This is a genomic window from Planktotalea sp., from assembly GCF_039984035.1.
Lineage (GTDB): Bacteria > Pseudomonadota > Alphaproteobacteria > Rhodobacterales > Rhodobacteraceae > Planktotalea.
Genome location: NZ_JBDWVM010000258.1, coordinates 1 through 14,748, shown reverse-complemented (window position 1 = coordinate 14,748; position 14,748 = coordinate 1). Strand labels below are relative to the sequence as shown.

At 52.4% G+C, this 14,748-nt stretch carries 19 protein-coding genes and 1 tRNA gene; 15 read left to right on the top strand and 5 right to left on the bottom strand.

The window, feature by feature from the left end:
• Positions 1 to 194 (bottom strand): MerR family DNA-binding transcriptional regulator (locus tag ABJQ89_RS11730; RefSeq protein ID WP_348496416.1); only part of this gene is annotated, 194 nt, incomplete at its 3' end.
• Positions 195 to 275: 81 nt separating this feature from the next.
• Here ABJQ89_RS11730 and ABJQ89_RS11725 point away from each other — a divergent pair.
• Positions 276 to 680 (top strand): hypothetical protein, encoded by a 405-nt coding sequence (locus ABJQ89_RS11725; RefSeq protein ID WP_348496415.1) that lies wholly within the window; start codon positions 276 to 278, stop codon positions 678 to 680.
• A gap of 59 nt (positions 681 to 739) precedes the next feature.
• Here ABJQ89_RS11725 and ABJQ89_RS11720 read toward each other — a convergent pair whose 3' ends face one another.
• Positions 740 to 1,891: a Hint domain-containing protein gene (locus tag ABJQ89_RS11720; protein ID WP_348496414.1), complete on the bottom strand. Its 1,152-nt coding sequence runs from the start codon at positions 1,889 to 1,891 to the stop codon at positions 740 to 742.
• Positions 1,892 to 2,196: 305 nt separating this feature from the next.
• Between ABJQ89_RS11720 and ABJQ89_RS11715 the strand changes: the two genes are divergently transcribed.
• Positions 2,197 to 3,156, top strand: a complete 960-nt coding sequence (locus ABJQ89_RS11715; RefSeq protein ID WP_348496413.1) for an MBL fold metallo-hydrolase — start codon at positions 2,197 to 2,199, stop codon at positions 3,154 to 3,156.
• 35 nt (positions 3,157 to 3,191) lie between these two features.
• Here the strand turns inward: ABJQ89_RS11715 and ABJQ89_RS11710 are convergent.
• A tRNA-Leu gene (locus tag ABJQ89_RS11710) sits at positions 3,192 to 3,276 on the bottom strand.
• A 182-nt stretch (positions 3,277 to 3,458) separates the two neighbouring features.
• On the opposite strand from ABJQ89_RS11710, the gene ABJQ89_RS11705 reads away from it, so the two are divergent.
• From ABJQ89_RS11705 to ABJQ89_RS11650, 12 genes are all read left to right on the top strand, one after another.
• Positions 3,459 to 3,953 (top strand): Hint domain-containing protein, encoded by a 495-nt coding sequence (locus ABJQ89_RS11705; protein WP_348496412.1) that lies wholly within the window; start codon positions 3,459 to 3,461, stop codon positions 3,951 to 3,953.
• Positions 3,954 to 4,242: 289 nt separating this feature from the next.
• Positions 4,243 to 4,581 carry a P-II family nitrogen regulator gene (locus ABJQ89_RS11700; protein ID WP_348496411.1) on the top strand — a complete coding sequence of 113 codons (339 nt, stop codon included), beginning with the start codon at positions 4,243 to 4,245 and terminating at the stop codon, positions 4,579 to 4,581.
• A gap of 41 nt (positions 4,582 to 4,622) precedes the next feature.
• Entirely contained in the window at positions 4,623 to 6,029 is a 1,407-nt protein-coding gene (glnA, locus tag ABJQ89_RS11695) for a type I glutamate--ammonia ligase (protein ID WP_348496410.1), read from the top strand.
• Positions 6,030 to 6,183: 154 nt separating this feature from the next.
• A complete protein-coding gene (locus tag ABJQ89_RS11690) occupies positions 6,184 to 6,555 on the top strand; it encodes a pentapeptide repeat-containing protein (protein WP_348496409.1) in 372 nt (123 codons plus the stop codon).
• A 169-nt stretch (positions 6,556 to 6,724) separates the two neighbouring features.
• Positions 6,725 to 7,069 carry a hypothetical protein gene (locus ABJQ89_RS11685; RefSeq protein WP_348496408.1) on the top strand — a complete coding sequence of 115 codons (345 nt, stop codon included), beginning with the start codon at positions 6,725 to 6,727 and terminating at the stop codon, positions 7,067 to 7,069.
• Between the two features lie 74 nt (positions 7,070 to 7,143).
• Positions 7,144 to 7,953: a lytic murein transglycosylase gene (locus ABJQ89_RS11680; RefSeq protein ID WP_348496407.1), complete on the top strand. Its 810-nt coding sequence runs from the start codon at positions 7,144 to 7,146 to the stop codon at positions 7,951 to 7,953.
• Positions 7,954 to 8,160: 207 nt separating this feature from the next.
• Positions 8,161 to 8,898 carry a hypothetical protein gene (locus ABJQ89_RS11675; RefSeq protein ID WP_348496406.1) on the top strand — a complete coding sequence of 246 codons (738 nt, stop codon included), beginning with the start codon at positions 8,161 to 8,163 and terminating at the stop codon, positions 8,896 to 8,898.
• Positions 8,899 to 9,058: 160 nt separating this feature from the next.
• A complete protein-coding gene (locus ABJQ89_RS11670; protein WP_348496405.1) occupies positions 9,059 to 9,508 on the top strand; it encodes a glyoxalase superfamily protein in 450 nt (149 codons plus the stop codon).
• Between the two features lie 245 nt (positions 9,509 to 9,753).
• Entirely contained in the window at positions 9,754 to 9,918 is a 165-nt protein-coding gene (locus ABJQ89_RS11665; RefSeq protein ID WP_348496404.1) for a hemin uptake protein HemP, read from the top strand.
• Entirely contained in the window at positions 9,915 to 10,415 is a 501-nt protein-coding gene (locus ABJQ89_RS11660) for a hypothetical protein (protein WP_348496403.1), read from the top strand. Before ABJQ89_RS11665 ends, ABJQ89_RS11660 begins: the two co-directional genes overlap by 4 nt.
• Before the next feature lie 12 nt (positions 10,416 to 10,427).
• Positions 10,428 to 11,690, top strand: coding sequence for an imelysin family protein (locus tag ABJQ89_RS11655; protein ID WP_348496402.1), 1,263 nt, complete (start codon positions 10,428 to 10,430; stop codon positions 11,688 to 11,690).
• 69 nt (positions 11,691 to 11,759) lie between these two features.
• The gene (locus tag ABJQ89_RS11650; RefSeq protein ID WP_348496401.1) at positions 11,760 to 12,008 is read left to right on the top strand and encodes a DUF1289 domain-containing protein; all 249 of its coding nucleotides are present in this window, start codon (positions 11,760 to 11,762) and stop codon (positions 12,006 to 12,008) included.
• Between the two features lie 28 nt (positions 12,009 to 12,036).
• Here the strand turns inward: ABJQ89_RS11650 and ABJQ89_RS11645 are convergent, their stop codons facing one another.
• Entirely contained in the window at positions 12,037 to 12,507 is a 471-nt protein-coding gene (locus ABJQ89_RS11645; RefSeq protein WP_348496400.1) for a DNA starvation/stationary phase protection protein, read from the bottom strand.
• Between the two features lie 112 nt (positions 12,508 to 12,619).
• Complete coding sequence (locus tag ABJQ89_RS11640) at positions 12,620 to 13,048, bottom strand: hypothetical protein (protein WP_348496399.1); 429 nt, start codon at positions 13,046 to 13,048, stop codon at positions 12,620 to 12,622.
• A gap of 121 nt (positions 13,049 to 13,169) precedes the next feature.
• On the opposite strand from ABJQ89_RS11640, the gene ABJQ89_RS11635 reads away from it, so the two are divergent.
• Complete coding sequence (locus ABJQ89_RS11635) at positions 13,170 to 14,666, top strand: di-heme oxidoredictase family protein (RefSeq protein WP_348496417.1); 1,497 nt, start codon at positions 13,170 to 13,172, stop codon at positions 14,664 to 14,666.
• Positions 14,667 to 14,748 lie beyond the last annotated feature (82 nt).

Sequence of the window (14,748 nt, the reverse complement as noted above, 5' to 3'; positions counted from 1 at the left end):
TCCGCCATTTCACGGAGCGTGAAGCCCAGTCTCTGGCCCTGTCGGATCAAGTGAACCACCCGTTCAAAGTCATGCTGATAGACCCGATACCCATTCGCCATGCGTTCTGATTGAATCAATCCACGCCGTTCATAAAGACGCAATGTATCGGTGCTCACGCCCGTACGTTTTGCCAGTTCACCAATCTTCAACATATAGCTTGACCTTAGACCATGGTCCAAGGGTTATACAGCCGCCCAAAGCAATCAAAAGGGTAAAATATGTTTTGTGATGGAATGAATAAAAAGGTCTTCGTCGCCTCTTCGTGGTATGATTTGGCAGTATCTTCGCCGTTTGCACTGCCTTTTACGCTTGCCTTTGTCTGGGGCGGCGTCATGGCTCCGCTGCACGATGTTTTGGGACTGTCTCCATTAGAGGCATTATCCCCTCATAGCGTGCTGTTCGCCAATTTCTTCGGCTCCGTCGTCACAATTTGGGCAACCGTGCGATTGTATCTTGCTGATGTCCGTTTGGCAGTCTTCGACGGTTTCGGCCGCATGCTGTTCTGCATCGCAATGCTAAACGCATTGATGACTGGGGCAAGCCCGTTGATTTGGTTCTTCTTCGTGCCCGAATTCGCGTTCGGTGCCCTTCAAATCACCGGATACATTGTCAGCATGCGCCGACTTAAGGTCGCTTAGCACATAAGTTTAAGACATCATGTGCAGGCTCTGTAAGAAGAGCCTGCGCACGATCTGTATCATGCAGACCGCAGCGCGGCGTGCCCTAATGACCCTGCCATCGCTTCCAAAATGGGGCGGCCATGTCGCTTATGCGCAGCAATAATGCGCTTTATTTGCTTCGCATGAGGAAGCATGCGCGCAGGCCGCATCTTGGGAAGTTCAACCACATCACGGGTTTGAACTTCATCCATTTCACCCGCCTGATCCAACGCCAAATGCGCCTCTGCGCCCAAGTACAGGCTTTCAGCTGGGGCGCCATTTGCGAGCACCACTTCATGTTCGTCAAAGAGGAAATGATGATATTCCAAAGGCGTTAAAGAGTTGTCGATCTCAACCCCCTCAATCCCGACGAGTTGGATAGCCGGTACGAGGATTTCCGCATGGCCAACAATGCGCTGCGCAATGCGTGAGGACACAAGAACGCGGTGCTGGCGCGAAACCAAAAGATCGCGTTCAGGAAGCCCATGCCCCAATGCACCCGCTTTGATGCGAATGGGTCGCAGGCGCGGTTCACGCGCTTGCTGTAAAGCGCTGATTTTACGCAGGTTCGTGCGGATAATCTTGCGCAGCTTGCCTTCCGCGGTTTCGACGCAATCGCCGGCTTTCAGCGACGACACCTTTCGCTCGCCCAAGGGCGTTCTGATGAGCGTATCTTGCGTAAAACACACTACTCGGAAATCATCGGAATCAACCCCGATTTCGAACAGATCCCAGTTGCCGCTGGTGCCGCCCGTTCCAAAAATGCGCACGGATGTTACATCGGATTCAAAATGCAAAAGACCAAGACTGCCGTTCGTTGGTCCACCCGTGCTCGAAATACCGCCGGTGGCTGTGATGAAATGTGTCGACGCACCGGACTGGCTGAAGACAACCGAACCGTCTGCGATAGCGGCGTTCAGATCGATCACCACACCGTCAATTTCAACAAAGTAAACTTCGCCCGGATTGCTTCGATCAACGCTTATTGTCAGACCGTGGATCGGATCATCAAAATCTACGGTAACAGACCGTGAACCATCTGCGGTGACTTGCGCACCTTGATCGGTATTGGGACGTGAGATTGTACTGACGTTGGCAGTCACGGTATAGCCAACCGACCCACCATCCGTCGTGGAAAGCGTGCCTGTGGCACCATTGGCATAGTTATCTATGACATCTGTAAATGGCATAATTGTCCTACCTCAATTAGAACTATACTCCTTACGCTGCTTTATTTTTTTATATGCTCGACGCGCAAGAAGATAACTCCCAGACCATATTCCCATAACAACAAGTGCTCAAAGAAATTGTGAAATCAACGGGGGAACTTTGCGTAAGAAGCGCCAAATCCGCCACGATTTTGCATCAAAACGCCTCTCAAATGGGCAAGGTTGCGCGTCGCTAAGCACTGCGCGCTCTCCACAACGTGATTTGCGTCACGACGCCGATAAAGGGGAAGTTCAGCAACAAACCAGCCAAAGACCGGAGACGAAACATGCCCTCACTGATCACGAGGCGAAATGCCATTCTGGGATTAAGCGCGGGGACTGGGCTGTACTTGATCCCGAGTGGCCCTGCAGATGCGAGCGATCAAATGCCAATGCGCGCGATCCGACGCTTTATGCTGGGCGATATGACGATCAGCATCATTGATGACGGTAGTTTTTCCATGGGCGTCGGGATGTTCGCGGCAAACGCAGGCAAGGCAGCCATTGGCGAGCTTTTGTCGGGTTACGGCCTATCTGCGACGCAGGCCGAAATGCCCTTGCAGATCATGCTGATCGAAACAGAAGGCACCCGCGTTTTGATCGACACAGGCATGGGCGATACGACGTTTCACGGTAATGAGCGAGACAATGGGCGTCTGGTCTCATCGCTTCAATCCCTAGGTCTGTCTGCCGCCGACATCGACATCATTGTTTTGACCCACGGCCACCCCGATCATGTGGGCGGTCTGACATTGCAAGGCGAACGCGTTTTTCCCAACGCCTTGCACTACCTGCCCGACATCGAATTTGAGTTTTGGACCCAAGATCCGAACCGCGCACCCAAAAGTTTGCGCAAGATGATCGAAGAATGCCGCCGCCATCTGTTGCCTGTGGCCCATGGCATGCGCAGTTATTCCGATGGTCAAGAAATTGCGCCCGGCATTTTTGCGGTCGCCGCGCCCGGTCACACCCATGGTCACTATGCCATTCGTTTGGAAAGCCAAGGCAGCACCCTGTTGCATCTCGTCGACACGGCTGTTCACTACATCGCGGGCCTAGAGCGTCCCGATTGGACCGTGGGCGCGGATATCAAAAAACCCCTCGCCGTTCAAACGCGCAAACGGCTGCTGTCCCAAGCCGCCGACGAACAACTCCTGATCGCAGGCTATCATTTCCCGTTTCCCGGCGTTGGACGCATTGTGCGCATGGGCGACGCATTCAGATACGTCCCTGTCCCGCTCGTCTGAGGGGCGCACAACTAGATCCAAAGTGTTTTGTGAAATGGTGCGGGTGAAGGGACTCGAACCCCCACGCCTCGCGGCGCCAGAACCTAAATCTGGTGCGTCTACCAATTCCGCCACACCCGCACTGCGCGCCTCTTAGCAAAGCGTTCTGAGTAAGGCGAGAGGAAAAATGCAGCTTTGCGAAACTAAAATTGTCACACTTCCTGAATGCAACCCTAGAAGACGCTAGATTCGCGTACAGATTGCGATTAACCTTTTCTTAACAAGGTCGAAAATGACCACTAGAGCAGACAGGATATTCGCCCATGGAGCAGCACTCGCCCCAGCGCGATGAGGACTTACAGACCTCAAAAGATCAAGCAGCGCATGCCAAGCAGCGCCAAAGCGGTCTTTGCGCAGATACAATTGTCTATACGATGGACGGCGAATTGCCTGCGGGCGACATCGCGCCCGGTGATCGCATTATTACGCGCGACGCGGGCATGGTTATCTTGCGCGGTGTGCGTCGCAAGCGCATTACGATTGATACCGTGCATATCAAAGCAGGCTCTCTCGGACACAATCGCCCCGAAGACGATCTCATCGTTCCCATCGGGACAAAACTATTGATCCGCGATTGGCGCGCCCAAGCGCTCTATGCCTCCAAAGAGAAAATGGTGCCTGCCGAGGATTTGATCGATGGGGAGTATGTGACCCTCAGTGCGCCAAAAGAACATGACATTATTGAACTGATTTTTGATGATCCACATGTTTTATATGCGGGCGGCATGGAAATTGGGTGCCAAACACTGGACGGCTAAGCGGGCTATCGGCCGCAACTGTTTTCCGAAGCGCCCCATAGTGTATAGAAATTCTGCAACGCCTAGAATCGCGGCGCAATCCCACCTTGAAAAGCATGATCTTCGAAAGCTGAGCCGCGTAACGCAAATCGGAGATTCAATTTCGCCTATTTTTTGTGCAATTAGCTCAATTTTAGATCACGAACAGTCAGGCAATCCCGCAAACCCCCTGCCCGCTGGCTCTATCCGTTTGTACCCCACTGTTTAAAGTGGTTTCTCCGAATGAGAATATTCACGGGAGGAACCCATCATGAAAAAGATCGAAGCGATCATTAAGCCTTTCAAGCTCGACGAAGTGAAAGAAGCACTTCAAGACGTTGGTGTTCAGGGTCTTAGCGTGATTGAAGTCAAAGGTTTCGGTCGTCAAAAAGGCCATACGGAACTGTACCGTGGCGCAGAATACGTTGTTGATTTCCTTCCAAAGGTTAAAATCGACGTTGTTCTGGACGACGATCAAGTTGACGCAGCTGTTGAAGCTATCGTTAACGCAGCCAAGACAGACAAAATCGGCGACGGCAAGATTTTCATCAGCCCTGTTGAACAAGCCATTCGTATCCGTACCGGTGAATCCGGCTCGGACGCTCTGTAAGTCATACCAACACTATCAACTCTAAAGAGGACATAAGGCACATGAGTATTGCAGCCGTTCTAAAGCAAATCAAAGATGAGGAAGTCGCATATGTCGACATCCGCTTTACCGATACACGCGGTAAAGTTCAGCACGTTACAGTAGACGTTGACCTGGTTGACGAAGACTTCCTCGAAGAAGGCTTCATGTTTGACGGTTCTTCCATCGAAGGTTGGAAGTCTATCGAAAATTCCGACATGAAATTGGTCCCAGATACAACATCTACTTATCTTGACCCTTTCTATGCTGAGAAAACGCTCTGCATTCACTGCTCTATCGTTGAGCCTGACACAGGCGAAGCATATGAGCGTGACCCACGCGGCACAGCACAAAAAGCAGAAGCATACCTCAAAGCATCCGGCATCGGCGACGTTGCATACATGGGTCCAGAGGCAGAATTCTTCCTGTTCGACGATGTTCGTTACTCCAACACAATGAACAAAGTGTCCTTCGAAGTTGACGCAACAGACGCAGCTTGGAACACAGACACAGAGTACGAAATGGGCAACATGGGCCACCGGCCTGGCGTCAAAGGTGGTTACTTCCCAGTAAACCCAATCGACGAAGCTCAAGACCTGCGCGGCGAAATGCTTTCTACAATGAAGCGTCTCGGCATGAAGGTTGATAAGCATCACCACGAAGTTGCATCTTGCCAGCACGAGCTTGGCTTGATCTTCGACAGCCTCACAAAGCAAGCTGACGAACTTCAGAAATACAAATACGTGATCCACAACGTGGCACACGCCTACGGCAAATCCGCGACATTCATGCCAAAGCCAATCTACGGCGATAACGGCACAGGCATGCACGTGAACATGTCCATCTGGAAAGATGGCAAGCCTTTGTTCGCTGGCGACAAATATGCTGACTTGTCTCAAGAAGCGCTCTACTTCATCGGCGGTATCTTGAAGCACGCGAAAGCTCTGAACGCGTTCACGAACCCATCCACAAACAGCTACAAGCGTTTGATCCCTGGCTTCGAAGCACCTGTTCTGCGCGCATATTCTGCACGTAACCGTTCCGGTTGTGTCCGTATCCCATGGACAGAAAGCCCGAAAGCGAAGCGCGTTGAAGCACGTTTCCCTGATCCATCTGCAAACCCATACCTGTGCTTCGCAGCACTTCTTATGGCTGGCCTTGACGGCATCAAAAACAAAATTGATCCCGGCGAAGCAATGGACAAAAACCTCTATGACCTTCCTGCGGAAGAGCTGGCGGATATCCCAACAGTATGTGGCTCCCTGCGTGAAGCTCTGGACGAGCTGCAAGCAAACGGCGACTTCCTCTTGGCAGGCGACGTGTTCACCAAAGATCAGATCGAAGGCTATGTCGCTCTGAAAATGGAAGAAGTAGAACTTTATGAGCACACGCCACACCCAGTTGAGTATGGCATGTACTACTCCGTATAAGTTACGGTCCAAGACTTAAGAAAAGGCGCTCTTCGGAGCGCCTTTTTTGTTTGTGATCCAAGTGTGCGGCTGTCTTTCTAAGGCGCGGTATTCTCAAAGCATCACGGGCATGATATTTTCTGCTATATAAGCGGCGATCTATTGGAGAAACTCGATGAGCATGCAAAACCCGTTCGACGGTCCAGATTTGTCAGGCTCTCGCTATGAACGTGCCAATATGGCGGCCGCTCAATTTGATGGCGTTAATCTAGAAAGCGCGAGTTTCTTTGCTGTTTTGAGTAATGCCACCTTCAGAGATACGAACCTGAGCGCAGCAAGCTTTGATGACGTTAATCTCGGAGAAGCTAAGTTCCACAATGTGAACCTTGGTGGGACAAACATTCAAAATGCCAACTTGTCTAGCGTCTCCATTTCGCAGTCCACGCTAAGGGACGTTGAAATCTGTGAAGCCGATTTGACCGGAATGAAGATAAACGGTGTGCTCGTTTCCGACCTTTTTGAAGCTTATGAAAAGAATGGTAGCTGAGTTTCAGGTTTACCGATGCTTTCCAAATACAACCATAACCATTAATCAATGGGGCCAAATCGCCACAATTGTGCCCGTTTCGGCCAACATTTTCCATTTTGGAAACAAAACTTGCACCAATTTGCTGCCTAACCCTAGGTCATCGAGCAGCAAACGGTGAAATTTAACGATGACCTATTCCCCTAATATGAATTCCCTTACCCGCAACAATGCCGCCTTTATGGTGGATCAAAGCGATATTGAACGCACGCTACAGTCCTTGATTTCCAAGCAATCGGGCGGTCATAGCGCTGAAGCGGGTCAAATGAGCCTTCCCAAAATGTTTCCAATTTCCTCTTTGGATGAATGGAAACGTGGGCAATTGGACTTTGCACGGCGCATTGCGCATATCACAGCCAAACACGCAGCCCGCCATAAAGCGAAATACGGCTGGAAACACCGCTCAATCGGCCTTTTGCGTCGTCTGGCCTTGGTTGTGATGGTTACAACAATCCTATCTGTTCAATACCTTTAAGACGTTTTTACATTGCTCCCAAACCGTTCAACGGTAACATACCACCCAAGAATAGTTCGGTTTGGGAGAGTTTTATGAAACGTTTTTTCGCAGCAGCTGCCTTTGTACTGGCTGCACAAAGTGCACATTCTGCCGAGTGCATTACTAACAAAGCAAATTTTAACAGCTACAAACAGACATTGGCCGGTCTGGCCCAGTCATCAGGTGTGGGCCAACGCGGTTTGAACGCTTTGGCGAACGCCAAACTGTCTGGCATCACTTGGCGCTTTGAATCAAATCCAAGCAACCAAACAGGTACTCTGCAAAGCGATCCCGCACGCTTTTTGTCAAAGCGCTCTGGCGGTTCTGCGGATGCCTTCATCAAACGTGTGAGCAGCAAAGTTGCGAGCAACAGGAACACCTTTAACGCCATCGAGCAACGATTTGGCGTTCCTGCAAGCCTTCTTGCGACAATTTGGGGTTTGGAAACAAGCTGGGGCGGTTATCTCGGCAAGACACCTGTGGTCAGCGGCGCTGTCACCCTGTCCTCTTATTGCCGCCGCCACCCGAAGTTCCAACCGCATACAATTGCCGCGCTGCAAATGATTGATGCGGGCATGGTCAGCCCACAGACTGGTGGTGGCCCCTCTGGCGAGCTGGGTCATATGCAGTTTCTTGCTGGAAACTGGCTACGTTTCCGCGTCGACGGAAATGGTGACGGACGCACGGATCCCTACAATGCAGTGGATGCGCTCGCGACAGCGGCAAACATGCTGCGCCAAAACGGTTGGCGCGCGGGACAGCCTTTTGGCGAAGGCACAAGAAACTATGAAGCGCTGAAAAGCTGGAATGACAGCGGAAACTATCTACGCGCCATCGTTTACGCTGCACAACGCGCAGGTTAATGTAAACCCTCACTGATTGCAGCGTTGCTAGAACAAACTGACAGTTGGTGAGCTAAAAAATTAGGCTGAGAGCGTGAAAATACGTCGCTCTCAGCAACAAAAACAACACCCAGAGCGTGTAAATTTAATTTTATACACCTTTCGACACAATCCAGCCACCTTCCTTAACAATACCTTACTCAAGACTTGTGAAGGGAAGCACGATAGATGGCAAAACAGGCCTATAGAGCGAATATCGCAGCAATCATGCTCAGGGATTGCCCCAGTATAGCAATCGATTTGTTGGCGGACGAAATCCTAAAGAGCGCCGTCGCGCAGCATGCAGGCTCGCGTTCTGTGACTTGGGATTGCGATGATCTGGTTTTCTTGGATTTCGACAATCTTCGCATTGCCCTTTATGAAATCGAAGCGACACCACAAACGCCCCCCTTTATCTGCCTAGGCGTCGGAAGCGTCCCAGGGCACACCCCTATCGAAGAAGCTGATTGTTCGCATATTTCCCAAGAGCTTACGCAACGGCTCACTCAGATCGTAGCTGCAAATGCAGTGCTTTGGCATGACGAGGTCCGCGCATTGACCGCAGATGTGATGGACGACTTCAACGAAGCACTGGGAAAGATGGTCGGCTATCTGGACATGCTGGTACAAGACGCCAGCGAGAACTTTTCCAACCCAAGCCCACAGAAAAACACGCCAAAAGCACCTGAAGCCGTGCCCAAACTCAATCGCCCCGCCGCGTTGCTCAAACAGGATGCGGCGCTCGATATGTTACGCGAACATCTTCGCACAACCGGCAAGGTACATACCCCGCTTGAGCCGCACCAACATTTATCGATGTATGTGACGGCGGCATCGCTTTTGTTGACGCTGCCCGCGCTCGGATCTGCGGTGCTGTCCTATATTTGGCTGCGCAATGGTCTAGACAAACCATCATCCACATCCTAAATGAGCCTCAGGAGCGCTGCCTCCTGCCGTTCGCGAGGGCAACCTTTAGGTAAATGCAGCACCTATACGACCTTCACCCCTTTGACTTATGGTCACAAGACGGTGGCAATGCGAACACCCCCAATGCTTTCGTGACCCATATTCAAATGGGACTAAACCAATGACACAAACGACTGGTGGCACACCCGTGCCCTCTATTGATGCGCTTAAGGCGCAAGCCAAACGCCTCCGCGGCGCAATGGCGGAAAAACAAACACCCATTACGCAATCCCTCGCGCTCGAAACCATTGCCCGGCAATGGGGCTATCGCGATTGGAACACATTGAGCGCCATGTCCAAATCAAACGCACCACGCGGTTGGTTTGTCGGGCAACGCGTGTCTGGCACCTATCTGGGACATGCCTTTGAGGGCACCTTGAAAGCTGTGCGCTCGGCCAATGCAGGCTTTTGGTATGTCACAGTTATCTTCGACACCCCTGTCGATGTGGTGACATCAGACGCGTTTAGCTCGTATCGACGGCAGGTAAACGTGACACTAAACGAAGATGGCACCACGCCTGCCAAAACCTCAGACGGGCAACCGCATATGGTTTTGCGCAGCGCAGAATAGAAATATCCACCATTTCAATTGAGAGATCGCAGTCTGCTTGACGACAGGCTGCGATTTTTTTTGCCCGACATAATACCCAACTAATTTTGTCGGGTTGACTTATCCGAGCAAATAACTCAGAAATAGATTAGTCAAGCCACCCTGAGTCTACATGGGAAGCCGACCTATGAGAGATGTAAGGATTTCAACATGCAACATGACACTCTGCGCCAAACACCGACTGCAAAACTGTGGGGGTTGATGTGATGAGCTTTCACTCCGTTCCGCCAAAGCAAGAACAACAACAGGTCCTGCCCACCTACTCCGCACGCGATCTGACCGAAGGCGGTGAATTGGCGCAAATCGCTTTGGATTCGCAAACTTACACGCTGCGCATCACACGTGCGGGCAAGTTGATCTTGACGAAATGAACCAGTCGCACCGCGCCCAATCGCGTCAACACAACCGTGGTGGCACGGCAGTTGGCTTCCTGAACGAGCTTGATAGCGTCGAAGCTGCTGCTGTCATTTATCTCCGTCTTTGGTGCAATGGGGCGGACTCGCAAATGCAGGTGCGTAACGATTTCATCTGCACGCTTGGCGCTGAAAAAGGCGCGCGTGCGTTGCAGTCGTTTGAACAGCTCTGTGATCTATGCGCTCGTCATGGTCGTCGCCCGCTGATGCGCCATTCTGTTCAATGCAAATGCCTGGGATCTGATGAATCCTGCTTTGCGAATTTCATCGCAAGCGCCGCAATGGGCGAGCGCGAAGATGCCATGCTCATCGCGACCTTGCTTGTGCGCGCCGATGTTGCACCGCTTGTTTCAAACCTTGCTGCAAGTTTTGGCCTCGCGCTTAAACAGATGCATCTGAGCGTGCCACGCGATGTCACCCCTTATCCACCTTCCAACGTAACGACACTTCATTAAATCGGAAAAAATATGAAACGAAACTATCTGCTTTCCACAGCCGTCGCTTTGGCGTTTGCATCCCCCGCAATGGCTGTTGAAAAGGCACAAGTCCTTGATACTTATGCAAACATCGCAGTCGCAAAGTATGAAGACAGCCTCGTAACAGCGCAGCGTTTGAACGCAGCGGTAAAGGCTCTGGCAAGTGATCCATCCGCAGAAAACCTGACCGCAGCGCGCGTGGCTTGGCTTGCGGCCCGCGTCCCATATCAGCAGTCAGAAGTCTTTCGCTTCGGCAACGCAATCGTTGATGACTGGGAAGGCAAAGTAAACGCTTGGCCGCTCGACGAAGGTCTGATCGACTACGTCGACGCCTCCTACGGCGGCCCATCCGATGAAAACGAATTCGCAGCGTTGAACGTCATTGCAAACGCATCCTTCAAACTGTCTGGCACAGATGTTGATGCAAGCGCGATCACACCTGCGCTTCTGGAAGAAACGTTGCAGGAAGCAGATGGCATTGAATCAAACGTGGCCACAGGCTACCACGCGATTGAATTCCTGCTTTGGGGTCAGGACCTTAACGGTCACGGCGCTGGCGCTGGCAACCGCTCTTGGACCGACTTTGCTGCGGGCGACGCTTGCACGAATGGCAACTGCGATCGCCGCGCAGACTACCTGCAGGCCGCGACAGACCTTCTCATCACCGACCTTGAGTTCATGGTCGCGCAATGGGGCTCAGAGGGCGCCGCACGTGCAGAGCTGACAGCGAATGAGGACGCAGGTCTCGCCGCGATCCTGACGGGCATGGGCTCCTTGTCTTACGGTGAAACCGCTGGTGAGCGTATGCGCCTCGGCCTCATGCTCAACGATCCGGAAGAAGAGCACGATTGCTTCTCTGACAACACGCACAACAGCCACTATTTTGACGGCCTTGGCGTGCAAAACGTCTACCTCGGTGAATATGTCCGCGTTGATGGCTCGCTCGTATCTGGCCCCTCCCTCGCGGATTTAGTCGCAGAAGCGGACGCAGCGCTCGACACAGAAATGCAAGCCAAGCTCAGCACAACAATGTTGGCACTTGGCCGTATCAAAACCGCAGCCGAAGCAGGCTTTTCCTACGATCAAATGATTGAACGCGGAAATGAGGCCGGTGAAGCCTTGGTCATGGGCGGCGTGAACGGCTTGATCGATCAAACCCGTTCAATCGAACGTGTTGTAACGGCGCTTGGCCTTGACCAAATCGCGTTTGAAGGCTCAGACAGCCTCGACGATCCGGAAGCTGTGTTTCAATAACCCGACCGTTTTGACACCCAGCTTAAGGAGGGCGCGGCGCGCCCTCCTTTTTCACGCAAGGTAAAGATCATGAGTAAAACGCCCTCACCCTGCATCGATGTGTGCAAATACAAACGCGAAGGTCATTGCATTGGTTGCGCGATGACGAAGGCGCAAAAGTCGCTGTTCAAAGAGTTGAAGAAGAACAAACACAAAGAAGCGTTTGTTGAAATGCTCATGACGCAGCAAGAGCATCTAGGTAAGTTCAAAGGCTGGCGTGGTGCCTATGAAAAGAAATGCCGCAAAAAAGGCGCCAGAGTACCGTTTGATACCGTCTAGCGCCTTGATTTAGTTTAGTTTAAGCGGCTTAGCGCAGCATCGCGCGCAGGAACCAAGCAAATTTCTCATGCGTTTGACCGCGTGCAATGCACAGATCTTCGGTCAAAGTATCGCCATGGCTTGCCGCTATTTCACCGCAGCCCGCAATCGTGGAGGCAAGCGTTTCTTGCGCTTCCATCATCGCTTTGATCATTTCTTTGTCGCTCGCGTCGCCAGAATGCTCTGCAACTTTGGAGCGTTTCAACATGCCCGCAAGCGTGCCTTCGGCGTGACCATCTAGCGCTTTGATACGCTCGGCCAGATCGTCCTGCGCGATGAAGTGATCTTCGTAAATTTTTTGGAACAGATCGTGCAGCGGGCCAAATGCCATGCCTGTAACGTTCCAGTGAAAGTTTTGAGCAAGCATCGTCGCCACTGCCGTCTCTGCAACTGATTGATTCAGTGCTTCAACAATTGCCGCGCTCGCGTCTTGTGAAAGTGTCATTGCGGTCTGGGTCATACCGAGCTCCATTCTGAATTTCGTAAATGTGGTGCTGGCTTGCTCTATCGCTGGCTTGCCTCACCATAAATAATGAAATTTTCACAGATGCCAAGACCAGTTTAGAATAATTCTAAACTTTACAATTTTGCTCCAGTATCCCGCAGATGAGGAAAATCACATGCCGCCTGTGCGATGGGGCGATACGGGAGTGGATGAGAAAGCGAAAACTGTCCCAGTCTTCCGCCTCACGCGCACACAAGGCTTGGATCAACCAATTCTCGTCAAAACTTGTTTCATAAACACCGGGTCTGAAGAAAACAGGATCGCGCGACATCGCATTGCGCAGCCCCTTCAATAGGGCCGTCAGATGCGCATCGCGCGCTACGTTTTCTTCCAGTGATAACAAGGCACAAGCCTTGAAAAGATCAGAACGCGCCGCGCTGCGACATTGCAAGGCAATCAGCCGAACATGGGTCAAAACACTGCGCCAGCGGTCATCAATTTTATGCGTGACGATGTCTCGCTGCTCGAGCGGTAGATGTTTAACAAGAGGCGTCATGTCGCGGCCTTCACGTCCAAATTTCGAATTTAAGGACTCGCCGCCCTTCGTTCCTGAGTATATTAATCAGAAATAGGAAGAGAAGAAAGTCCAGACCTTGAAACTCACATCATTTGGAACGATTTTTTTGCTGTTTGCGCAGCCAGCGGTCACCTTTGCCACTGAGTTGGAGGATCTACACCTCAAAATTGTACCACGTACAGCGGCAGAAGCGGCCCGAATCGATGCGGTCACCACCCCGACCCACGATTTCAGCAAGGCGCAAAAGTTTGAAGAACGCTCTGGAGGCGCCGCAACCGTGCGTGCCATGAGCGATTCAAATGCGTTCTCGCAAGCGTCCGACAACATCTCCTTTGAGGACGAACTTAACTTCAAACTCGGCAATGCGCTGTTCCGCAAACTTTGGGTTTCGTCCCCGTCCTCTACGCTGGCCTCTGACGGGCTTGGTCCGCTCTATAATGCGCGCTCGTGTCAGCGGTGCCACATCAAGGACGGCCGCGGCCATCCCCCTGAAAATGCAGATGATAATGCGATTTCGATGTTCTTGCGCATCTCAATTCCTGCGCCCGATGCAGAAGCGATGCACGAGATTGAAGGCTACATCGCCACCCTGCCCGACCCGACCTACGGCAGCCAGATGCAGGACCTCGCCGTGCAGGGTCACCCCGCCGAATATCGTCTTGATATCAACTACGAGGAAGAGGTGATCACCCTCGCTGACGGCACTGAGATTTCCTTGCGCCACCCCACCTATAGGGCTGCAAATCTTGGGTATGGCGATCTACATCCGCAGGCCATGCTCAGCCCGCGCGTGACGCCGCAGATGATAGGCCTTGGGTTGTTAGAGGCCATTCCCGCCGCAGACATTTTAGCCAACGCCGATCCCGAAGATCGCGATGGTGACGGCATTTCGGGGCGGCCCAATATCGTATGGTCGCACGTTCACGATCAACCTATGCTGGGCCGTTTTGGGCTAAAGGCTGGCAACCCGAGTATATTGGAGCAATCCGCCGCCGCGTTTTCCGGTGATATTGGCATTTCCTCTTCACTGCATCCCGCTGGCGCAGGTGATTGCACAGCGGCGCAAAGCGATTGCCAATCCGCCACCCACGGCGATGCGGATGATCGCGTGTTTGAGATCGATGACATCGGGCTTGATCTGGTGACGTTTTACAGTAGCAACCTAGCCGTTCCCGCGCGCCGCAAGGTGAATGATCCGCAGGTCCTGCGTGGCAAGGAGATCTTTTACACCACGGGCTGCATCGCCTGCCACACACCCAGCTTCGTGACCCATCGTCTTGAGGATCAACCAGAGCAAAGCTTCCAATTGATCTGGCCTTACACAGACATGCTGCTCCACAATATGGGCCCTGACCTTGCTGACAATCGCCCAGAGGCTCGCGCGAGTGGGCAAGAATGGCGCACGCCACCACTCTGGGGCATTGGCATGACAGAGCAGGTCAGCGGACATACCTATTTCTTACATGACGGGCGCGCGCGTTCGCTGCTTGAGGCGGTGCTTTGGCACGGCGGCGAAGCGCAAGCACAACGCGATGCGGTCATCGACCTACCCACAGCCGACCGCGATGCATTGATCGCTTACTTGGAGAGCCTATGAAACGCATCCTACTCACGGCGGCACTGGCCGTCCTGCCGTCCCTCAGCCTAGCGCAAGCGCCTGCTGAGCTCACCAAACAGGC